The organism is Proteus sp. fly-1008 (assembly GCF_040140305.1).
Taxonomy (GTDB): Bacteria; Pseudomonadota; Gammaproteobacteria; order Enterobacterales; family Enterobacteriaceae; genus Proteus; species Proteus vulgaris_B.
In genome coordinates, this window is the sequence record NZ_JBEEWH010000005.1 from 32,643 (window position 1) to 55,559 (window position 22,917).

Here is a 22,917-nt window from a genome sequence, read left to right on the forward strand (position 1 = left end):
AATATAAAAAGTGAGTACTAATATGGAAACGGCTTCCTCAAAAACAGAGACCACAAGCTATCCCGCAACTAGTGCTGGCGCTCGCCGCGCAGGTATGACAGAACAAGAATGGCGTGCGGCTATTAAATTCGACGGCAATGATGTGGGCTGGGTTATCATGAGTATCGGTATGGCTATCGGTGCAGGTATTGTGTTTTTACCTGTACAGGTCGGCCTGATGGGATTATGGGTTTTCCTACTATCCTCTATCATTGGTTATCCAGCTATGTACCTTTTCCAGCGCTTATTTATCAATACGTTGGCTGAATCTCCAGAGTGTAAAGACTACCCAAGCGTTATTACCGGCTATCTCGGTAAAAACTGGGGTATTTTATTAGGTGCACTCTACTTTGTGATGTTAGTTATTTGGATGTTTGTTTACTCAACAGCAATCACCAATGACAGTGCTTCTTACTTACAAACATTTGGTGTTACTGAAGGTTTACTATCAGAAAATCCATTCTATGGTTTGATCCTGATTTGTGCCTTAGTTGCTATCTCTTCTCGTGGTGAACAATTACTGTTTAAAGTATCAAGCTTTATGGTGCTGACTAAACTGTTTGTTGTTGCAGCGTTAGGGATCTCCATGATTGGTATGTGGCATCTTTATAATGTGGGAGCATTACCTCCAGCAGGACGTTTAATTAAAGAAGCTATTATCACTTTACCTTTTACACTGACTTCAATTCTGTTTATCCAAACATTAAGCCCAATGGTTATCTCTTACCGTGGTCGTAATAAAAACCGTGAAGTTGCTCGTCATAAAGCGTTACGAGCAATGAACATCGCTTTCGGTGTGTTGTTCTGTACTGTTTTCTTCTATGCAATCTCATTCACATTAGCAATGGGTCATGATGAAGCCGTTAAAGCCTACGAACAAAATATCTCAGCATTAGCGATTGCGGCGAAATTCTTCCCTGGCGGCTGGGTAACAGTTGTTAGCGTTATGCTTAATATCTTTGCCGTAATGACTGCATTCTTTGGTGTTTATTTAGGTTTCCGTGAAGCAACACAAGGGATTGTGATGAATATTCTGCAACGTTATATCCCTACTGAAAAAATCAACCAAAAATGGGTACAAAACGGCATTATGATTTTCGCCGTGCTACTGGCATGGGGTGCCATCATTCTTAATGCGCCTGTATTGAGCTTTACGTCAATTTGTAGCCCAATCTTCGGTATGGTGGGTTGCCTTATTCCTGCATACTTAGTGTACAAAGTACCTATGTTACACAAATACAAAGGTGCGTCACTATACCTGATTATCTTTACCGGTTTACTGCTCGTTATCTCTCCGTTCTTGGCATTCTCATAGTCGCCAACTTCGGTTCTAGTTAGACGTTGTTGTAAAAAACTAAATTAATCCAAGGTGTTAGATTATGAGCAAGAACAAGAATTCTCATTTATGGTCACAGTTTGTTCGCCAGTTACGTGAAGGTGTTAAACCTGCAGTAGGTTGTACAGAGCCAATTTCATTAGCACTGGCAGCGGCAAAAGCAACCGCGCTTTTAGTTGAGCCAGTTGTTCGTGTTGAGGCTTGGGTTTCACCAAACTTAATGAAAAATGGAATGGGCGTAACCGTACCTGGAACGGGAATGGCTGGGCTTCCTATTGCAGCTGCGCTGGGTGCAACGGGTGGAGATCCTGATGCAGGGCTGGAAGTCTTGCTAAAGGCTTCCGCGGAAGCAGTTGCTCAAGCTAAAACACTGGTTGCTGAAGGTAAAGTCACTGTTGGTGTAAAAGCTCCATGTGAAGACGTTCTTTATTCTGAAGCAAAAGTGTATGGCCAATCTGGTTATGCCATTGTCAGTATTGCAAGAGAGCATACACATATTGTTCGTTGTGAATGTAATGGTGACGTTGTTTTTGAGGAAGATAAAACAGCATTTGCCAATAATTGTGAATGTACTGATGAAAAACCTTTTACTGATGTTTGTGCCGAAGATATCTATAACTTCGCACTTAATGTGCCTGTGAATGAGATTGAGTTTATGCTCAATGCTGCCCATTTAAACGGTGCTTTATCAGAAGAAGGGCTAAAAAACACCTATGGATTAGCCATTGGTCGTACATTAATTCTGCAACAAGAGAAAGGTTTGTTAGGTAAAGATTTACTTAATGAAATCATGATCAGAGCATCTGCTGCTTCTGATGCTCGCATGGGGGGTGCGGTGTTACCCGCAATGAGTAATTCAGGCTCAGGTAATCAAGGGATCGCAGCAACATTACCTGTTATGGTTGTTGCTGAATTTATCCATGCTGATGATGAAACTTTATTGCGTGCGTTAGTTTTATCACACTTAATGGCTATTTATGTCCATAGCCATTTTCCACCTCTTTCGGCTCTTTGTGCTGCAACCACAGCTTCAATGGGGGCCGCTGCAGGAATGGCATGGTTACTGACAAAAGATTTCACTACAGTGAGTATGTCTATCAACAGTATGATTGGTGATATCAGTGGCATTATCTGTGATGGCGCATCAAATAGCTGTGCAATGAAAGTATCGAGTAGTGCAGCGAGTGCTTATAAAGCAGTATTAATGGCGATGCAAAATCAAAGTGTTGCGGGTACTGATGGTATTGTCAGTGACGATGTTGATAGCTCAATTGCAAACCTTTGTGCATTAGCCAGTCGTGCAATGCAATATACGGATATTCAAATTATTGAGATTATGGAAGAAAAAGCGCGCCGTAATGCCGGGGAAAAGAAGCAGGCTGTCAATGTATAAAAGGTCAAAACCTAAAATGACAGTGAATGTTGTTATGCAGTAAAAAAGAAATACCTGCTTATGAGAATAGGCAGGTATTTTTTATCGTAAAAGAGTGTGAGTAATTTAAATACTTACAGCGGCAAAAGCTTGGGCAATGCGCTGAACATTACCTGTATTGACACCAGCCATACAAACACGACCTGTACCAACAAGATAAATACCAAATTCTTCTCGTAATCTATCAACTTGTGCCTGTGTAAAACCGGTATAACTAAACATGCCGCGTTGTGTTAATAAGTGATCAAAGTTCTTTTCAGGTAATGCAACTTTTAAGGCATTCACTAAAGTGACTCTCATCTCTTTAATACGATCACGCATATGTGCTACTTCTTTTTGCCATTGTGCTGTTAACACTTGGTCTGAGAGCACTTTATTGACAATTTGTGCACCGTAATTTGCTGGGCTTGAATAGATGCGACGTACACCTGCTTTTAGTTGACCTAATACATGTTCGCATTCAGTGGCGTTATCACAAACAATGGATAAGCCGCCCGCACGTTCACCGTAGATCCCAAAGATTTTTGAAAACGAATTACTGATAAGTATTGGTAATCCTGCTTTTGCCATAGTACGAATAGCGTAAGCATCATCATCTAAGTTTTCAGCAAATCCTTGATAAGCAATATCTAAAAATGGAATTGCTTGGCGAGATTTTAATACTTCAGTGACTTGATCCCATTGATCTTTAGTCAGATCAGAACCTGTTGGGTTGTGGCAACAAGGATGCATTAATACAATGCTTTTTTCAGGCAGTTTTTTAAAGCAATCTAAGAGTGCGTCAAATTTAACGCCTTTAGTTTCAGGATCAAAGTAAGGGTAATAATTTACCTTAAAGCCTGAACCCGCAAAAATAGAGCCGTGATTATCCCAAGTAGGATCGCTTATCCACACTTCGGAACTTGGGAAATAGCGATGCAGAAAATCAGCACCGACTTTTAGTGCCCCTGAACCACCTAATGTTTGTATTGTGGCAATTTTCTTTTCTGTAATTAGAGGATTATCTGTACCGAAAAGGAGATCTTGAATTTCGCTACGATAAGGCGCCAGCCCTTCCATTGGTAAATAAAGTGTTGCTGTGGGTGTCATGGCATTGAGTTGCTGGCGTGCAACTGACACTGTTCCTAAAATAGGGGTTTTGCCTTCTTCATCATAATAAAGACCAATGCTTAAATTAATTTTATCCTGACGTGGGTCTTTGTTATAAACATCCATCAATGAGAGAATGGGATCTCCCGGAAACGCTTCAACCTGTTGAAACACGGCTTCTTCTCCAATCACTTTGAGTGTGTCATAGGGATACAATATCGTGTGTATTATTGTTCGTCTAGGTATTCCATGATGACGCGCGAGGTTAATTTTGTAATCAACTCATAGGCGCTAATGCCACTATATTTGGCAATCTCTTCTACGGGCAACACATCTCCCCATAAAATGGCTTCATCACCAACACTATCAATAAGTTCAGACCCTAAATCAACGCTGATCATATCCATAGAAACGCGGCCCACAATCGGCACTTTTCGACCATTAATCCACACAGGAGTACCGGACGGCGCACTGCGAGGATAGCCATCACCATAACCAATGGCGATAACGCCAAGATAAGTGTCTTTTTCACTTACCCATGTGCCACCATAACCAACGGGTTCACCCGCTTTATGTTTGCGAACGGCGATCAGACTTGTTTTTAGCGTCATTGCAGGGGTTAAACCAAAGTCTTTGCCCGTTCTTTCATCACCAGTAGGAGAGATGCCATAAGTGATAATGCCGGGGCGAACCCATTGATAATGAACTTGAGGCCAAAATAAAATACCAGCAGAAGCTGCGATAGACTTATCACCAGCTTTATTTTGAATAAAATCTTGAAATAGTGAGATTTGTTTTTGTGTTACTTCAGGAACATCGGGTTCATCAGCGCGACTAAAATGGCTCACAATATTGACAGGTTGTTGTACATTCTTGCAGGCAGAAAGTCGTAAATAAAAGGCTTGTGCATCTTCAGGGCGTATGCCTAAACGGTGCATGCCAGTATCGACTTTCATCCATACTTTAACGGGTTCATCTAAATTAGCTTGTTCTAAGGCTTCTAATTGCTCTTGGCTGTGAACAACAGTTTCAATATGGTTGACAACCAAAATAGGTAAATCAGCAATATCAAAAAAACCTTCTAATAAGAGGATGGGTTTTACAACGCCCCCACTTCGTAAGGTTAATGCTTCACCAATACGTGCAACACCAAAACAATCAGCATTATCCATTAAGGTATACGCTGTTTCTAATAACCCATGACCATAAGCGTTTGCTTTCACGACAGCTATCAGGTGGCTATGTGGGGCATAGTCTCTCACATGCTGAAAATTGTGACGCAGAGCGCGGCGATCTATCACTGCGGTTGCCGCTTTCATATTATTTCAATACTTCCTCTAATTAAATCAAGGTTAGTGATTATTCATCGTCGTAAGCAGGACCAGCGTAGTTATCAAAGCGCGACCATTGACCGTTAAAGGTAAGTCTGACTGTACCAATTGGACCGTTACGTTGTTTACCGATGATAATTTCTGCAACACCTTTTAAATCACTACTTTCGTGATAAACCTCATCACGATAAATAAACATAATAAGGTCCGCATCCTGCTCGATAGAGCCTGATTCACGTAAGTCGGAGTTAACAGGACGCTTATCAGCACGTTGTTCCAAACTACGGTTTAACTGTGATAGTGCAACTACGGGAACTTGAAGTTCTTTAGCTAATGCTTTTAATGAACGCGAAATTTCAGCAATTTCTAATGTTCTGTTTTCAGATAATGAAGGTACTCTCATTAGCTGTAGGTAGTCAATCATGATAAGGCTTAAACCGCCATGTTCACGATAAATTCGACGAGCACGAGAGCGTACTTCTGTTGGTGTTAAACCCGATGAGTCATCAATATACATATTACGTTTTTCAAGCAAGATACCCATGGTGCTTGAAATACGCGCCCAATCCTCATCATCAAGCTGGCCTGTTCGAATTCTTGTCTGATCAACGCGAGATAATGATGCCAACATACGCATCATAATTTGGTTGCCGGGCATCTCTAAACTAAAGATAAGTACGGGTTTTTCTTCTGTCATTGCCGCATTTTCACATAAGTTCATGGCAAATGTGGTTTTACCCATCGAAGGACGTGCTGCGACAATAATTAAATCTGATTTTTGTAATCCAGCGGTTTTTTTATCAAGATCTTGATAACCACTAGAAACTCCGGTGACACCATCGTGAGGTTTTTGATAGAGCTGTTCTATTTTTTCAACGGTTTCTTCTAAAATAGCTTCTATCGCTTTCGGACCTTCATCCTTATTGGCACGAGTCTCAGCAATTTGGAACACTCTAGATTCGGCAAAATCGAGTAGATCTTCACTGGTGCGTCCTTGAGGATCAAAACCGGCATCCGCGATCTCATTGGCGACTTTTATCATATCGCGAACGACTGCACGTTCTCGGACAATATCGGCATAAGCATTGATGTTCGCCGCACTTGGCGTATTTTTAGAAAGTTCTGCTAAATAAGCAAAACCGCCAACACTGTCTAATTCGGCATTTTGTTCTAATGCTTCTGAGAGTGTAATTAGGTCAATAGGTTTACCTAACTCCAGCAAGCGTTGCATTTGCGAGAAAATAGTACGATGAGGTCGGCTATAAAAATCCTCTGCGGTAACACGCTCAGAAACATTATCCCAACGTTCATTATCTATCATCAGACCGCCTAACACGGACTGTTCTGCTTCCAGCGAATGGGGAGGTAGCTTTAATCCCTCCATTTGTCGGTCTTTAATATCAGACATCAGTTTGTCAGTGGTCTTATTTCTGGCCATAAATCCTGCATAAAATCGAAAAAGTCTCAGTCAGCATATTAGTATACGCTAACCCAATTATCTGTGCCTTGTAGAAATAGCTATCCTTTGTCATTATCTCTAAAGGTCTTTTTGCGCTCGTTTATTTAACCTCTTATCCTACAAAGGAGATAGTAATGGCTAAACGTATTCAATTTGCAACTCATGGTGATGCAGATGTTCTTGAGTTAGCAACATTTACACCCGCTCCTCTTGGTGATCACGAAGTTCAAGTTGCCAATAAGGCAATAGGTATTAACTATATTGATACTTATGTACGTAGCGGATTATATCCTGTAAGCCAATTTCCAAGTGGATTAGGCACTGAAGCAGCGGGTATTATTATCAAAACAGGCGCTAAAGTGACTTCACTAAAAGAAGGGGACCGAGTTGTGTATGCGCAATCTCCGCTAGGGGCTTATAGCGATACGCATAATGTACCAGAAAATAAAGTGGCGCGTCTGCCTGATAATATCTCTTTTGAACAAGCTGCAGCCTCTTTTTTAAAAGGATTAACGGTTTATTATCTCTTCAATGAAACCTATAAATTACAAGCGGGTGAAGTCTTTTTATTCCACGCAGCAGCGGGTGGCGTTGGTTTAATTGCAAGCCAATGGGCTAAAGCCATTGGTGCAAAAATGATAGGTACAGCAGGCAGTGATGAAAAGGTTGTTAGAGCAAAAGCCGCAGGTGCATGGGAAGTAATTAATTACCAAACAGAATCAATAGTTGAGCGTGTATTGGCCTTGACTAATAACCAAAAAGTGCCAGTTGTTTATGATTCTGTCGGTAAAGCGACTTGGTTAGACTCGTTAGACTGTTTGCAGCACCGAGGTTTAATGGTGAGTTTCGGTAACGCATCAGGTGCAGTAACGGGTGTTGATTTAGGTATTCTCAATAAAAAAGGTTCTTTATATGTGACGCGCCCATCTATTTCGGGTTATATCACAACCCGTGAAGAGCTAGATACTGCAAGTGAAGCACTATTTGCATTAATTGGTAGTGGTAAAATTGATGTCAGTGTGCCAGATAATCAGAAATTTGCATTAGCAGATGCAAAAGAAGCGCATCGTTATCTTGAAAGCCGACAATCTCAAGGATCAAGTCTACTTATTCCTTAATTATGGTTTGTAAGATTTAAAACCTGTTTAAAATAAATTAGACAGGTTTTAAATATTTATTTTTTAATTATTTTTCAGTCACAAATTTAAGCGCATTTTCTAAAACAGATAAATCAGCACCTTGCTTATGGGCATTTTCACTTAAATGACGACGCCATTGTCTAGCGCCTGGAATACCTTGGAAAATTCCCAACATATGACGAGTCACATGTCCTAAATACGTACCTTGTGATAGCTCTTTTTCAATATAAGGATACATTGCTCTTACAGCAGCGGCAGCATCAGCAATAGGCAATTGATTATCAAAAAGTTCATGATCAACATGCGCTAAAATTGACGGGTTTTGATAAGCCTCACGACCCACCATCACACCATCCATATATTTTAAGTGTTCCTTCGCTTCTTCTAACGATTTAATTCCGCCATTAATCGCCATGGTAAGATGTGAGAAATCACGTTTTAATTGATAAACACGGGGATAATCTAAAGGTGGAACCTCACGGTTCTCTTTTGGACTTAAACCTGATAGCCATGCTTTACGTGCATGAATAATAAAAGTGTCGCAATTATTATTGCGACTAACAGTATCAATAAAATCACATAAAAATTCGTAGCTATCTTGGTCATCGATCCCAATGCGTGTTTTTACTGTGACAGGGATATCAACCACATCACGCATGGCTTTCACACAATCAGCAACTAATTGTGCATCCCCCATTAAACAAGCACCAAAACGCCCATTCTGTACGCGATCTGAAGGACAACCTACATTTAAATTAATTTCATCATAGCCACGCTCTTGTGCCAATTTTGCACATTGCGCTAAAGCTTGAGGATCGCTTCCACCCAATTGTAATGAAACAGGATGTTCTTCTTCGCTGTATTTTAGATAGTCGCCTTTACCATGAATAATGGCACCTGTTGTAACCATTTCAGTATAAAGTAACGTATTTTTACTTAATTGACGAAAGAAATAACGACAATGACGATCAGTCCAGTCGAGCATTGGTGCAACAGAGAAGCGGTTCAAATTATATTTTTTTGAATTGCTATTAACACCATGATTTTCTGTTGATTTATTGAGTTCTATATTTTCTGACATGTTGTAATTCTTTCGTCTATTTAGGCAGTGATTATCTCTAAACTATTAAAGGAGATAAAATGAGCGCGCATTATAGCATAGAGGATAGCTTACACATGCTGGATCTGATGCTAGGATTATTTTACGAAGCTGAAGATAAGTAATAATAAATCATAAAATAGGAAAACATAATGCCAGCTGAAAAAAGAGCATTACCTTATTTCAAATATCATCCTGAACCGATAAAAACAGGTGCTTTTATCACAGATGATACCGTTATATGTGATTGTTGTGGAAAGGAAACCGATATCTATTATGGTAGCCCTTTCTACTCAGTAGAAGATATTGATGCACTATGTCCATGGTGTATTGCTGATGGTTCTGCAAGTGAAAAGTTTGATGGTGAATTTCAAGATATTGCAAGCATTGAAGGCGGAGAAGCTCTCTATGACGAAGAGGGGGAGTATTGTGGTTCTACTTTACCTCCTATAGATAAAAACAAACTCGATGAATTAACAAAACGAACACCTAGTTATCATGGCTGGCAACAAGAACATTGGCTAATACATTGTGATGAACCTTGTGCCTTTATTGATTATGTAGAATGGGACGATATTAAAGATAAATTAAAACAATTTGCTTCTTTAGAGCAAGATATTCAAGACGTTGGTTTTGAACTTTCTGATTTATCAGAGCGTTTATGGGATGATAGTGGTTGCCAAGGTTATTTATTTAAATGCTGTTGTTGTGGAAAGTTACGTCTACATATTGATTTTAGTTAATAAATATCATTCAAATAATATTAAGTCTACTTTAGAGTGTAGGCTTGATATTATTTTTTATAAAACAACCTATTTATATTATCTCTATTAAAAATGGAAATGGTCACTGCTCAATATTTTACGCTATAAAGCAAAAAAATAAAAAGAGGAGCATTGAATATGAACATTAAAAGAAAAATTCTTATAAAATTTAAAAATCCTGATTATGATAATAAAAATCTGTTATTCCCTATTTCCCATGAAAAACATTGTTCTTTATTATCTGATATATCCTTGGTTCCTATTATTTCTTCTATTCATCAATTACCTCCTAAAAACAATATTAGTTTTATTCCAATAAGCTTTAACGACTTAAATAAATACTATTACCTTAATTTACCAGATAATAATCAATATTCATTAGAAAGTATCATCAAAATATTAACACAGCATCCTGATATTGAATATGTGCAATCTGTACCGATACAACCTATTGAACCTCCTAATATTACACCTGATTTCACTCAGTATCAGCAATATTTAGATGATCCAGAAAGAACAACCAATATTAATAAGATTATAGGATTGGGGATTTTAGGTGCATGGAAACAAGAAGCATATGGTCAAGGTATCCAAGTTGCCGATATTGAATGGGATTTCAATCTATCTCACCATGATTTATCAACTGATAATATTACACCATTACTCCCTTTTAATGAAAAAACGAGTCAGGCAGATCACGGTACCGCGGTTGCAGGATTAATTATGGGAAAAAAGGATGGTAAAGGGATCACAGGGCTAGCGTATAAACTCGATATGTTTTATGCCATCTCTGAATTAACCTGTGGACGTATTGATGCGATTATTGCCAGTAAACGCATATTACATGCGGGTGATATCGTTTTATATGAAATGCAAACCATCTGTGAGCACCAAGCTTATGTGCCCGCTGACTATGAAATGCATATTTGGGAAGCGACACGCGCACTAACAGATGCAGGTATTATTGTGATTATGGCAGCTGGTAATGGTGGTGTTGATCTTGATTTGCCTGCTTATAAAAGTTATCGCCAACGTCATGACAACAATTCGATACGTGTCGGCGCTGGTTCACCTTATACATTAAATCGCTTACCTTTTTCAACGCATGGTTCACCCATTCATGTACAAGCATGGGGTGAAGCTGTCGTAACAGCAGGTTATGGTGATCTCTTTCGAAGTGATGATAATCATACTTATACCGCCAGTTTTAGTGGAACTTCGTCTGCGAGTGCATTGGTGGCGGGGGCGGCAGCCATGATCCAATCTTGGTATAAAGGCAAAACAAATAGAGTCTTAACACCAATACAAATGCGAGATTTATTAATTAGAACAGGTACTTTCCCACTATTAAATGACAAGATTGGTCCATTACCCAATGTGAATAATGCAATTTTATATTTAAAAAAATTAATAAAATATTATTGAAAAAATAGTTATCAACAAAACACCTTCTACTGTTTGGAAGGTGTTTTCTAATAAATATCATTATGATTAATAAAAACTTTTATGAGAACTATGTGGGTTTTAGAGCCGTTATCATGTTTTAATTGTCGTAAAAAAGCATTGAACTAATCAATATCCTTTTCTGTTTTTATAGAAAAATAGGCCGATTAGCTGACTTATAATAGAAAAATTATTTAATCATAAACTTAGTCGATTTCTAATATTTATATGAATAAGTAGCATTTTGATTTTATTATCTTTTTATTAGAAAACAAAAAAGCCTGATTTATGAGGAAAAACTTAAATATGAATAGTTTTTCACTGTTTATACGCCTTTTTGCTTTCAATTTCACGCCACTGCGTTTATCATTTTCCGCTTGTACTATACATACGGCGTCGCTGGTTTTGGGCTTCTGTGGAGCATAATGCTCCGGCAGCTCACACAGTCTTTTCCAGTGGCGGTTCTATCTGCATTATTCTTCGGGATAGAGTATTACCTTAAATGACTGAGAAAACATCTCTGACACCAGTTGTCGAATTAAAATCCTTAAGTAAAGGTTTCGACGGAAAACAAATTATTTCCCGCCTCGATCTTACTATCAACCATGGCGAGTTTTTAACCATCCTTGGTCCTTCGGGCTGTGGTAAGACGACGGTTTTGCGTCTAATTGCGGGTTTGGAAGACGTTGACGATGGAAAAATAATTCTTGATGGGCAAGATATTACGGATATCCCAGCGGAACAACGTTTTGTAAATACGGTTTTCCAAAGTTACGCACTTTTTCCTCATATGACTGTTTTTGAAAACGTCGCATTTGGTCTTCGCATGCAAAAAACGCCTGCAGAAGAGATTAATGTTCGCGTTGAAGAAGCCTTGCGTATGGTGCAACTTGAAGATTTCGCCCAACGCCGTCCTGCACACCTTTCTGGTGGACAACAACAACGTGTTGCGATTGCGCGTGCTGTTGTGAATAAACCAAAAGTCTTATTGCTTGATGAATCATTATCTGCACTGGATTACAAATTGCGTAAGCAAATGCAAAATGAATTAAAAGCCTTGCAACGTAAATTAGGAATAACCTTTATTTTCGTGACTCATGACCAAGAAGAAGCGCTGACTATGTCAGACCGAATTGTGGTGATGCGTGAAGGGCGTATTGAGCAAGATGGGACACCGCGTGAAATTTATGAAGAGCCAACAAACCTGTTTGTTGCGCAATTTATAGGTGAAATTAATATCTTTGATGCACGTGTTTTACATCGTATTGATGAGGCGCGTATTCGTGCTGATGTTGAAGGCCATGAATGTGATATTTATACCTCATTGCCTGTAACTCAAAATCAGCAACTCAAAGTATTGCTTCGGCCTGAAGATCTTCGTGTTGAAGAAATTCATGATCTTGAAAACCTTCCTGGTCTGATTGGTTATGTTCGTGAACGTAACTATAAAGGCATGACGCTAGATTCTGTTGTTGAAATGGAAAATGGCAAGGTGGTGATGGTCAGTGAGTTCTTTAATGAAGATGATCCAGATGTTGATCACTCGTTAGACCAAAAAATTGCAGTGACTTGGGTTGAAAGCTGGGAGGTCGTGCTGGCAGATGAAGAAAACACGTAAACTATTTCAAAACATCGTAATTACCGGTGTTGTGGGTTGGTTGATGGTGTTCGTCTTCTTGCCGAATATCATGATCATTGCGACTAGTTTTTTAACGCGTGATGATGCCAATCTTGTCGAGATGGTCTTTACACTCGATAACTACTATCGCTTATTTGATCCTATGTATGCAGAAGTATTACTGCATTCAATCAATATGGCGGTGGTAGCAACATTAGCTTGTTTATTATTAGGTTATCCTTTTGCTTATTTCCTTGCAAAAATGCCTAAGAAAATACAGCCATTAATGTTGTTTTTATTGATTGTACCTTTTTGGACAAACTCGCTTATTCGTATTTATGGATTAAAGATATTCCTAAGCACTAAAGGTTATTTTAACGAGTTCCTGTTGTGGATAGGACTTATTGATAAACCACTCAGGATTATTTATACCCCAGAGGCAGTTGTACTGGGATTGGTTTATATTTTATTACCCTTTATGGTACTGCCGTTATATTCCAGCATTGAAAAGTTAGATAAACCTTGTTTAGAAGCAGCGCGTGATTTGGGGGCTAATAAATTTCAGACCTTTATCCGTATTATTATTCCATTAACGATGCCAGGCATTATTGCGGGTTGTTTACTCGTAATGTTACCTGCCATGGGCTTATTCTTTGTTGCTGACTTAATGGGAGGGGCGAAGAATTTATTAATTGGTAACGTAATAAAAAGCCAATTCTTAAATATTCGTGACTGGCCTTTCGGTGCGGCAACCAGTATTTGCTTAACATTAGTGATGGGATTAATGCTGTTTGTGTATTACCGAGCCGTGAAGCTACTGCATAAGAAGGTAGAAATAGAATGATAGGACGGTTATTGCGTGGTGGATTTATGTCCATTATTTACGCGTATCTTTATATCCCGATTATCATTCTGATAGTTAACTCTTTTAACTCATCGCGTTTCGGGATTAATTGGAAAGGATTTACCACAGATTGGTATGCCATTTTATTTAATAATGACAGCCTGCTTCAAGCTGCTGGGCATTCATTAACGATGGCGGTCACTTCTGCGACATTTGCGACATTAATTGGCTCATTAGCAGCGGTTGCACTCTATCGCTACCGTTTTCGTGGCAAAAAATTTGTCGGTGGTATGTTGTTTGTTGTCATGATGTCACCTGATATTGTAATGGCAATTTCATTACTTGTTCTATTTATGATCCTAGGTGTTTCATTGGGATTTTGGTCGCTTTTATTTTCACACATTACATTTTGCCTACCTTTTGTTGTGGTAACGGTGTATTCACGATTAAGTGGATTTGATGTGAAGATGTTGGAGGCTGCCAAAGATTTAGGCGCGGGTGAATTTACTATTTTACGTAAAATCATTATGCCATTAGCCATGCCAGCAGTGGCTTCAGGTTGGTTATTAAGCTTTACGTTATCCATGGATGACGTGGTGGTTTCTTCTTTTGTGACGGGACCAAGCTATGAGATTTTGCCATTAAAAATATATTCAATGGTGAAAGTTGGGGTTTCACCTGAAGTGAATGCGCTTGCAACCATCCTTTTAGGTCTATCCTTAGTATTAGTGTTAATTAGTCAGTTGATCTTAAGAGACCGAACTGGCAAAGCGTAATGACATGTATTAGTGCGAGTTTCTCGCACTTTTTGGGGTCTTGATGACCAATCTGTTGGAGGTAGGCTAGCTGCCTATTTGATATTAACGCATCAACCACTGAAGGAAACATAAATGAAAAAGTGGTCCTCTGTACTTGCTGCCAGCGTAATGGCATTAAGTATCAGCACAGCATCGGCTGATGATGGTAAGACATTATATTTCTACAACTGGACGGAGTATGTGCCGCCTGGTTTGCTTGAACAGTTTACGAAAGAAACTGGGATTAAGGTGATTTATTCCACCTATGAATCCAATGAAAGCATGTATACCAAGTTAAAGACCTATAAAGAAGGTGCTTATGATTTGGTCGTTCCTTCCACTTATTTTATTTCTAAAATGAGCCATGAAGGGATGTTACAAAAAATCGACAAATCAAAATTAACACATTTTGATAATCTCGATCCTAGCTTATTACATAAGTCATTCGACCCAGAAAATGATTACTCTATCCCTTATATTTGGGGTGCGACCGCTATTGGTATTAATAGTGATGAAGTTGATGTGAGTAGTATTACTTCATGGGCAGATTTATGGAAACCTGAATATAAAGATAGCCTGTTATTAACTGATGATGCGCGTGAAGTTTTCCAAATGGCATTATTAAAACTAGGTTATTCAGGTAACACGACCGATCCTAAAGAGATAGAAGAAGCCTACAAAGAGCTACAGAAGTTGATGCCAAATGTGTTGGCTTTCAACTCAGATAACCCGGCTAACCCTTATATGCAAGGGGAAGTTAATTTAGGAATGATTTGGAATGGCTCTGCATTTATTGCTCGTGATGCTGGGGCACCGATTGAAATGGTGTGGCCAAAAGAGGGCGGTATTTTCTGGATGGATAGCTTAGCTATTCCAGCTAATGCTAAGAATGTCGAAGGTGCTCATAAACTTATCGATTTCTTATTACGCCCAGAAATAGCAGCCAAAGTTGCGGAGAATATTGGTTATCCGACGCCAAACTTAGCTGCACAAAAATTACTGCCAAATGTGATCACTAAAGATAATTCTCTTTATCCAACAGAAGAGATCATTAATAAAGGTGAATGGCAAAATGATGTGGGTGATGCAACTGTATTATACGAAAGCTATTACCAAAAATTAAAAGCTGGACGCTAATCACATTTGAATATAGTTCTGAGCCACCTTTTAAGGTGGCTTTTTTATGGTGAAAATTGCATTTTTATTTAAGGATATAAGTTGAATTTATTTGCTGAAAGCGTAAAGGTAATTAAAACTTTTTATTAATGAGTTAATAAACTTAATTGAAGGCATAAAATGATATCTAGCGCATCAAAAGGGACGTTATATGGCATTGTTGCTATTTTTCTTTGGAGCACTATTGTTGGTTTAATTCGCAATATCAGTGAGTATTTTGGCCCTGTTGGTGGTGCAGCATTGATTTATACCACAGGAACAGTGTTTCTTATCTTGATCTTAGGTGTACCTAAACTATCACTTTTTCCTAAACGCTACCTTTTTTGGGGAGCGCTATTATTTGTTACTTATGAAGTGTGTTTATCCTTGGCATTAGGATTTGCAACAGATAGAACACAAGCCATAGAGCTAGGAATGGTGAATTATTTATGGCCTAGTTTTACCTTAGCACTTGCTGTCATAGTCAATAAACAACGATTCTCTATTTTACTGATCGTAGGGTTATTATGTTCATTTAGTGGATTAGTCTGGGTTGTGAGTGGAGATAATCCTCTAACTATTGAAGGCTTATGGCAAAATATTCAAAACAATCCATTAAGCTATATATTGGCGTTTTCAGGTGCCATTCTATGGGCGTTTTATAGCAATTTAACTCGTCTTATTTCTGGTGGGAATAATGGAATTGTACCTTTTTTCTTATTAACGTCACTTGCATTATGGGGGCAATACCTATTTTCAACACCAGTTGAATGGATTATTGATACAAAAAGCATCACGCTTTTGTTAATCACGGGGGCAGCAATTGGGCTTGCTAATGCAGCATGGACAATTGGTATGATCAGAGGCAATGTGACTTTATTAGCCACACTTTCCTACTTTACTCCTGTTATTTCTACTGCATTTTCCTCAATATTATTGTCTACCGCACTTTCTTTTTCATTTTGGCAGGGTGTAATGATGGTGACAGGTGGCTCTTTAATTTGCTGGTTAGCGACTCGTCAAAAAAAGATAAAAGTACTCAAAACGATAAAATAGAGAGAAAAACAAGATCCTTAACTCAAATATAACAGTGAAAAGCGGCGTTTTGCATTATTGGCGGTATGGTACTTTGGTCGCATTAATCTAAGTTGAAATTTTTTCACTATACGACATAGACAATATGCGCTTATTTATATGACTTATATACTGAGAATGCTTACTTTGATTTAAGTTATTTAAAATATAAGTAATACGATAAGAACAAATGCAACAAAAAGGGATTGCAATGAAACTTGAAACACTTTCTGTTCACGCCGGTTATTCACCTGATCCAACCACAAAAGCGGTAGCTGTACCTATTTACCAAACCACATCTTATGCATTTGATGATACACAGCATGGCGCTGATCTCTTCGACTTAAAAGTGCCTGGTAATATTTATACCCGCATAATGAATCCAACCAATGACGTATTAGAAAAACGTGTTGCCGCCTTAGAGGGCGGGATTGCGGCTGTGGCTGTGGCATCGGGTATGGCTGCTATTACTTACGCTATTCAAACTATTGCCCAAGTGGGTGACAATATTGTTTCTGTCGCTAAACTTTATGGTGGTACTTATAATTTAATGGCGCATACATTTCCTCGTATTGGTATTGAAGCACGCTTTGCCCCCCATGATGATATTGTTGCATTAGAAGCATTAATTGACGATAAAACAAAAGCAGTATTTTGTGAAACCATCACAAATCCAAGCGGAAATATTGTCGATATTCAAGCATTGGCTGATGTTGCTCACCGCCATGGTGTACCTTTAATTGTTGATAATACGGTTGCAACACCTTATTTGTGCCGTCCTTTTGAACATGGCGCAGATATTATTATTCACTCGTTAACTAAATATATTGGCGGTCACGGTAATTCAATTGGTGGTATTGTTGTTGATTCAGGTAAATTCCCTTGGGCAGAACACAAAACACGTTTTGAAATATTAAATACGCCCGATGTTTCTTATCACGGGGTCAATTATGTTGAGCATTTTGGTGCGGCTGCCTATATAGCCCGTTGTCGTGTTGCACCTTTGCGCGGAACAGGTGCGGCATTATCCCCCTTTAATGCATTCTTGATCCTACAAGGCTTAGAAACACTGGCACTACGTATGGAAAGACACACTGAAAATGCACAGAAAGTGGCAGAATACCTGCAAAATCACCCTCAAGTTGCATGGGTGAAATATGCAGGTTTAAGCAATCATCCTGAGCATGATTTAGCGGTACGTTATATGTCAGGTAAACCCGCAGGTATTCTCTCTTTTGGTATCAAAGGGGGTGCAGAAGCAGGTGCTAGATTTATTGATGCATTACAACTCATTGTTCGCCTTGTGAATATTGGTGATGCAAAATCATTAGCATGTCATCCAGCATCAACCACACATCGCCAATTAAATGATGAAGAATTAGAACGCGCTGGTGTTTCACGAGATTTGATCCGTTTATCTATTGGTATTGAACATATCGACGATATTCTTGCAGATTTAGAACAAGCATTAAAAGCCAGTATTTAATTAAAGTTATCACGCTAAGAATTAAAAACCTTCTTTATTTAAAGGAGGTTTTTTTATATTTAAAATTCTTGGTTTTATTAGTATTTTTAGGTTATTTGAATTGATTGATATTAATATAAGGATATATTATGAATGTTGCCTCTATATTTAGAGATACGGCGAATCAACTGACAACGGGAGTAGGGAAAGTAATAAATAACATTGTTGATTTTTTCTCTAATCTTAGTTCTGGTATAACGGGTTTATTTAATAGCAATACGCCTTTTAGACAGGTTTCAACAAGTTCGAAATCCGATGAGTTTGAGCTTGTTAATTTCTGTAATAATATCAAGCACTTAGGAGGTGGCTCGCTCTCTTCTGTAAAAATGTTTTTAAATAGCCAATGTGAAATGGATGATTCAGATGAAAGTGAATGTAATTCAATATATGGTTCAGTTGATAGTGAATATAATTCAATATATGGTTCAGTTGAAAGTGGATATAATTCAATATATGATTCAAGTGAAAGTGGATATGAATCAACAGATAATCCAGAAAAACATATATATGAAGAAATAAAAAATCCAGAAGAAAATATATATGAAGAAATAGGTAATCCAAAAGAACATAAATATGAAGGAATAAATATTCCAGAAGAAAATATATATGAATCAATAGAAGAAAATAACTTAGTCACAGTTGATAATACATATAGTGAGGTTTTTGATTCTATTGATTTTTATGAGGAGGATATTTATACTTCACCTTCTGGTGATACGTTATCTGAGGAAAATAGTTATGATACCATTCCAACAGATGATGAACTTCTTAGGTTGTTTCTTAGTAAAATTAAAAATGGCACTAAATTTAATACTCTTTAAATAATGCTAATTCTATTTTTATAAAAAATAAATTTAATTTTAAATAAAGAGATTAATTTAATATTGATTTCTTTATTTTATTTATCATTATTAATGAAACAGTTAATCAATACAGTGATTTTTGATAAAAATCAAATTCACCTTATCTGAAATTTATTACTTTATCATCAAGATCAAATCTGTAAAATAATTTTATTTTTTTAAATTAAGTTTGATTGAAAAATAAAGGAATGTGAAGTCAACTACATTATTTACATATAATAAGTACGAGTCTAAAAGGGATTGATTTTGATCAATAAGGAACATACCGACTGGTCGGTATTATCCTATGCATGAATACAACTGCACATCACCGAAAAAAAGACCCTATCCGAGTTCAAGAGCAATTATTGGAAGCGGCAAGCATTATTGTGGCTAATGAAGGAATAGCCTCTCTTTCTTTAAATGCCGTAGCAAAAGAAGCGGGTGTTAGTAAAGGTGGTCTACTTCATCATTTCCCCGGAAAATTAGAATTAGTGCAGGCAGTATTTAAACGGCTATTGGGGATTATGGATAGCCGAATTGCAGTTATTATGGAAAATGATCCTATTGAAGCAGGGCGTTTTTCTCGCGCATATTTAACTTATATTTCTGATTTAAAACAGTCAGACGAAAGTCGCCAATTAGCCATACTGTCTTTAGCAATGCCAAACGAGCCTATTATGCGTAAATGCTGGCGAGATTGGATGTTAGATCATTTAGCCAAAGGCGATAAATTAGATAATAGTTATTTAGGTACTTTAATTCGTTATGCCGCAGATGGTCTTTGGTTATCTGAATTAACAGAAGGCCCTACTATCTCACAAGAGGAGCGTAGCGCATTAGTTGAAAGATTATCTGAAATGACATTTGACTACATGGCAAACACAGCAAATCAGTAATTTTAATCAGGATGAATGAGGGCACAATGAAATACAAAATAAATGCCTTAATTTATTACGACGCAACGGATGGCGCGATATCATTAGAAAAAGAGAGTGTTGATACACATCTTTCTATTACCGCAAATGCGTTACTTTTTTATTTTATTCAGCATCCTGGAGTGGTCAACCGTGATGAAGTATTAAAACGTGTTTGGGATGATAATGGGCTGGTTTCATCAAACAGTAATTTAAACCAATATTTGAGTTTATTACGAAAAACATTTCGCCATTATGGTATTGAAAATATCATTGTCACTATTGCGAAAGGGCGATTAGAGTTTAATCCGGATATTTCAGTTGAACTCATTGATGACTCAACGCTATTACCTTCAACTCAAACGAATGAAGAAGCACCTATTTTAGTTAAAGATGAAAATCAAATAGCTGTTGAAACAGCGACACCTTTATCTTTAACGCAAACACCTTTAGAGCCTACACAAGAAGAAACACCGCAACAAAAACAAAAACCAGAAATTTGTTGGTATTTAGCCAGCATTGGTTTTCTATTAGGTGCCGTATTTCTTGCGGTGATCATCTTTTTTAATCAACATCAATCAAAGCCAATTTCATTGACACCATTAACACACAATGATTGTGAGTTACTTTCTAATGAAGCTATGATTAATTCTGCAGTAAGTGATAATTATGTTCGCAATTTTGACGCAGTAAGAAAGAAGCTTAATTTACAGTGTGTGAAAGGTGAGCGATTCGTTTTCTTTTATGGTGATAAATTACAAACAAATGGATTGGGGCGAGTGTTTTTAGCGCACTGTGCAAAGAACGAAGATAATCCATTTAGTTATTGCGACAATTACTTTTACTATTCTTGGAAATACTAATGAAAATTTCAGGGAAACTTTTATGTTTTTTATCGGCCCTGATTTTTATCTTGGTCGCTACTTATGCTGCAACAAGATTATTAACGATTAAAAATGAAGGTGTCATGGTTTGCTCAACCAAAGGCATTATGCGTTTTGAAAATATGGAAGATGAAAATGTAAATGGCAATATTCATTTTTCATTTGGTGCCAATGGTAAAGGATCAATTGTTGTTGAAGGCTATACTACTTCAAAAGCCGGATGGTTGTATTTACAACGTTATGTGAAATTTGATTATACGACCAAGCGTGTTTCACCGACAGAGCGTCACTATTTTGTTAGTCAATGGGATTCTAGTGCATCATCAATTGATGAATCTCCTGATGTGATTTTTGATTATTTTATGCGCGAAATGTCAGATAGTCATGATGGGTTATTTATTAATGCACAAAAGCTTAATGAGAAAACTTTACTATTAAGTTCGCTCAATTCCCCCCTCTATATTTGTACCTTAAAACCAGGTAGTAAATTTGATTAACTGATCCTATCTAATCTTGTTTTTATAAGGTGGGTACATCTGTTTCCACCTTTTCAGTGTTTTAAGATCTAATTTATTACGCTTCATTCTTTTACTTATATTCACTGTTATTGTGTGATGACTCTCTCTCTTTTACCTTCTCTTGTTGTACAAACTGAAAGCTTTCCTTAAATAAGCATAAATGCTCAGTCGTAGGTTTGTGCCTTTCCAGTAAACGATACCTCCCCCCACTTTATTATTCGTGTAAGCCTTGTATATAGATATTAGATAAAGCGTGCTCCTTTCCACTTTTCTATACCTGTTGTAAGGAGCTAGATGAAATAAATACGTTATCAACACAAAATAGCACGATTTGTATATAGACTCGATTTAGCCTTTTTCAATTATTGATCTCACATTGAAATATCAGTGATATCTCGCACATCTTTTCTTCCAATATGTACTGCCTTTTTTCACCTTTTCAACATCCTCCTAACAAAGTTAACTCGTCTATTTTTCCATCTATTTTTTGTGGAAATTAATAAACTTATAACGATGAAAAAAATAAATAAACAGCATGATTAAATAAATTTAGAGATAAATAACACTAAATTATAGAGTTAAATTCTATATGTGTTCATATTATGGATTTATGTTTTGTTTTCTTTTTTGCGCGTTATAGTGATTTTGAAACCAACGTCTGCGTTTAAAAAATCACCACGCAGACACAATGGGCAAACGTAAACCGTTAAACGGCTTCTCGGAGGAAATGAAAATGGGTGATGCATTAGGTCTGATCGAAACCAAAGGTCTGGTGGCATGTATTGAAGCCGCTGACGCTATGTGTAAAGCCGCGAACGTTGAACTTATTGGCTATGAAAATGTGGGTTCAGGTCTCGTGACTGCGATGGTGAAAGGCGACGTAGGCGCAGTGAAAGCTGCTGTGGATTCAGGTGTGGAGTCAGCACAACGTGTGGGTGAAGTTGTTACATCGCTCGTGATTGCTCGTCCTCACAATGACATCAACAAAATTGTTATCAAACACAAGGCATAGTTTTTGCCTTAGGAGAACGTATGGGTGATGCATTAGGACTTATTGAAACTCAAGGGCTGGTGGCATGTATTGAAGCCGCTGACGCGATGTGTAAAGCGGCAAATGTTGAGTTAATCGGCTACGAAAATGTGGGTTCAGGTTTAGTGACTGCAATGGTGAAAGGTGATGTAGGTGCCGTTAAAGCCGCTGTGGAATCTGGCTTAGAAGCTGCTCAACGTGTTGGTACTGTTGTGACTTCATTAGTCATCGCTCGTCCACATAACGATATTCAAAAAATCGTTGCCCAGTACAAAGTGACTGAATAACGAAGGAAATAAATATGAAAGAAGCACTAGGTCTAGTTGAAACCAAAGGTCTTGTCGCTTGCATTGAAGCTGCTGATGCAATGTGCAAAGCAGCCAATGTTGAACTGATTGGTTATGAAAACGTCGGTTCAGGTTTAGTGACAGCAATGGTGAAAGGCGATGTCGGTGCAGTAAATGCAGCGGTTGAGTCAGGTGTTGAAGCGGCAAAACGTATCGGCACCGTGGTGACTTCTCGTGTTATTGCAAGACCGCATAACGATATCGAGAAAATCGCACAACAGCACAAAGCCTGATT

22 protein-coding genes are annotated in these 22,917 nt (G+C 37.9%); 18 read left to right on the plus strand and 4 right to left on the minus strand.

Annotated elements, in window-relative coordinates; translation table 11 throughout:
• The first annotated feature begins 22 nt into the window (after positions 1-22).
• Both ABN256_RS10180 and ABN256_RS10185 read left to right on the plus strand, forming a co-directional pair.
• Complete coding sequence (locus ABN256_RS10180; RefSeq protein WP_072070930.1) at positions 23-1,354, plus strand: SLC5/6 family protein; 1,332 nt, start codon at positions 23-25, stop codon at positions 1,352-1,354.
• A 64-nt stretch (positions 1,355-1,418) separates the two neighbouring features.
• The gene (locus ABN256_RS10185) at positions 1,419-2,768 is read left to right on the plus strand and encodes an L-cysteine desulfidase family protein (RefSeq protein WP_349439449.1); all 1,350 of its coding nucleotides are present in this window, start codon (positions 1,419-1,421) and stop codon (positions 2,766-2,768) included.
• A gap of 105 nt (positions 2,769-2,873) precedes the next feature.
• On the opposite strand, the gene ABN256_RS10190 is transcribed toward ABN256_RS10185, so the two are convergent.
• The 3 genes from ABN256_RS10190 to dnaB are packed head-to-tail and all read right to left on the minus strand — an operon-like array spanning position 2,874 to position 6,665.
• Positions 2,874-4,070, minus strand: coding sequence for an amino acid aminotransferase (locus tag ABN256_RS10190; protein WP_197269819.1), 1,197 nt, complete (start codon positions 4,068-4,070; stop codon positions 2,874-2,876).
• Between the two features lie 53 nt (positions 4,071-4,123).
• Complete coding sequence (gene alr / locus ABN256_RS10195) at positions 4,124-5,215, minus strand: alanine racemase (protein WP_072070927.1); 1,092 nt, start codon at positions 5,213-5,215, stop codon at positions 4,124-4,126.
• A 40-nt stretch (positions 5,216-5,255) separates the two neighbouring features.
• Positions 5,256-6,665 (minus strand): replicative DNA helicase, encoded by a 1,410-nt coding sequence (dnaB, locus tag ABN256_RS10200; protein ID WP_036934568.1) that lies wholly within the window; start codon positions 6,663-6,665, stop codon positions 5,256-5,258.
• A gap of 155 nt (positions 6,666-6,820) precedes the next feature.
• Between dnaB and ABN256_RS10205 the strand changes: the two genes are divergently transcribed.
• The gene (locus ABN256_RS10205) at positions 6,821-7,804 is read left to right on the plus strand and encodes a quinone oxidoreductase (RefSeq protein ID WP_196554564.1); all 984 of its coding nucleotides are present in this window, start codon (positions 6,821-6,823) and stop codon (positions 7,802-7,804) included.
• Positions 7,805-7,871: 67 nt separating this feature from the next.
• On the opposite strand, the gene dusA is transcribed toward ABN256_RS10205, so the two are convergent.
• Complete coding sequence (gene dusA / locus ABN256_RS10210; RefSeq protein WP_197269821.1) at positions 7,872-8,906, minus strand: tRNA dihydrouridine(20/20a) synthase DusA; 1,035 nt, start codon at positions 8,904-8,906, stop codon at positions 7,872-7,874.
• A 170-nt stretch (positions 8,907-9,076) separates the two neighbouring features.
• Between dusA and cbrC the strand changes: the two genes are divergently transcribed.
• The 15 genes from cbrC (at position 9,077) to ABN256_RS10285 (ending at position 22,915) form a co-directional block, all read left to right on the plus strand.
• On the plus strand, positions 9,077-9,667 hold the full coding sequence (cbrC, locus tag ABN256_RS10215) for a PF03691 family colicin E2 tolerance protein CbrC (protein ID WP_349439450.1): 591 nt from the start codon (positions 9,077-9,079) through the stop codon (positions 9,665-9,667).
• 159 nt (positions 9,668-9,826) lie between these two features.
• Complete coding sequence (locus ABN256_RS10220) at positions 9,827-11,113, plus strand: S8 family serine peptidase (RefSeq protein ID WP_196554561.1); 1,287 nt, start codon at positions 9,827-9,829, stop codon at positions 11,111-11,113.
• A gap of 520 nt (positions 11,114-11,633) precedes the next feature.
• Positions 11,634-12,749, plus strand: coding sequence for a spermidine/putrescine ABC transporter ATP-binding protein PotA (potA, locus tag ABN256_RS10225; RefSeq protein WP_072069153.1), 1,116 nt, complete (start codon positions 11,634-11,636; stop codon positions 12,747-12,749).
• The gene (potB, locus tag ABN256_RS10230) at positions 12,733-13,593 is read left to right on the plus strand and encodes a spermidine/putrescine ABC transporter permease PotB (protein ID WP_023583058.1); all 861 of its coding nucleotides are present in this window, start codon (positions 12,733-12,735) and stop codon (positions 13,591-13,593) included. The genes potA and potB overlap by 17 nt, the downstream gene beginning before the upstream one ends.
• A complete protein-coding gene (gene potC, locus ABN256_RS10235) occupies positions 13,590-14,369 on the plus strand; it encodes a spermidine/putrescine ABC transporter permease PotC (RefSeq protein ID WP_036934543.1) in 780 nt (259 codons plus the stop codon). Before potB ends, potC begins: the two co-directional genes overlap by 4 nt.
• Before the next feature lie 114 nt (positions 14,370-14,483).
• On the plus strand, positions 14,484-15,527 hold the full coding sequence (gene potD, locus ABN256_RS10240; RefSeq protein ID WP_115350310.1) for a spermidine/putrescine ABC transporter substrate-binding protein PotD: 1,044 nt from the start codon (positions 14,484-14,486) through the stop codon (positions 15,525-15,527).
• Positions 15,528-15,686: 159 nt separating this feature from the next.
• A complete protein-coding gene (gene yddG / locus ABN256_RS10245; protein ID WP_197269824.1) occupies positions 15,687-16,601 on the plus strand; it encodes an aromatic amino acid DMT transporter YddG in 915 nt (304 codons plus the stop codon).
• 229 nt (positions 16,602-16,830) lie between these two features.
• Positions 16,831-18,105, plus strand: coding sequence for a bifunctional O-acetylhomoserine aminocarboxypropyltransferase/cysteine synthase (locus ABN256_RS10250; protein ID WP_196554558.1), 1,275 nt, complete (start codon positions 16,831-16,833; stop codon positions 18,103-18,105).
• Between the two features lie 128 nt (positions 18,106-18,233).
• Positions 18,234-18,965, plus strand: a complete 732-nt coding sequence (locus ABN256_RS10255) for a hypothetical protein (protein ID WP_349439451.1) — start codon at positions 18,234-18,236, stop codon at positions 18,963-18,965.
• Positions 18,966-19,297: 332 nt separating this feature from the next.
• Positions 19,298-19,885 (plus strand): TetR/AcrR family transcriptional regulator, encoded by a 588-nt coding sequence (locus ABN256_RS10260; protein WP_072069149.1) that lies wholly within the window; start codon positions 19,298-19,300, stop codon positions 19,883-19,885.
• Positions 19,886-19,911: 26 nt separating this feature from the next.
• On the plus strand, positions 19,912-20,766 hold the full coding sequence (locus ABN256_RS10265) for a transcriptional regulator (RefSeq protein WP_196554556.1): 855 nt from the start codon (positions 19,912-19,914) through the stop codon (positions 20,764-20,766).
• The gene (locus ABN256_RS10270; RefSeq protein ID WP_196554555.1) at positions 20,766-21,284 is read left to right on the plus strand and encodes a FidL-like protein; all 519 of its coding nucleotides are present in this window, start codon (positions 20,766-20,768) and stop codon (positions 21,282-21,284) included. Before ABN256_RS10265 ends, ABN256_RS10270 begins: the two co-directional genes overlap by 1 nt.
• A gap of 754 nt (positions 21,285-22,038) precedes the next feature.
• Positions 22,039-22,317: a BMC domain-containing protein gene (locus ABN256_RS10275; protein ID WP_004249182.1), complete on the plus strand. Its 279-nt coding sequence runs from the start codon at positions 22,039-22,041 to the stop codon at positions 22,315-22,317.
• A gap of 20 nt (positions 22,318-22,337) precedes the next feature.
• Complete coding sequence (locus ABN256_RS10280; RefSeq protein WP_006536329.1) at positions 22,338-22,622, plus strand: BMC domain-containing protein; 285 nt, start codon at positions 22,338-22,340, stop codon at positions 22,620-22,622.
• A 14-nt stretch (positions 22,623-22,636) separates the two neighbouring features.
• Positions 22,637-22,915 (plus strand): BMC domain-containing protein, encoded by a 279-nt coding sequence (locus tag ABN256_RS10285; RefSeq protein WP_006536328.1) that lies wholly within the window; start codon positions 22,637-22,639, stop codon positions 22,913-22,915.
• Positions 22,916-22,917 lie beyond the last annotated feature (2 nt).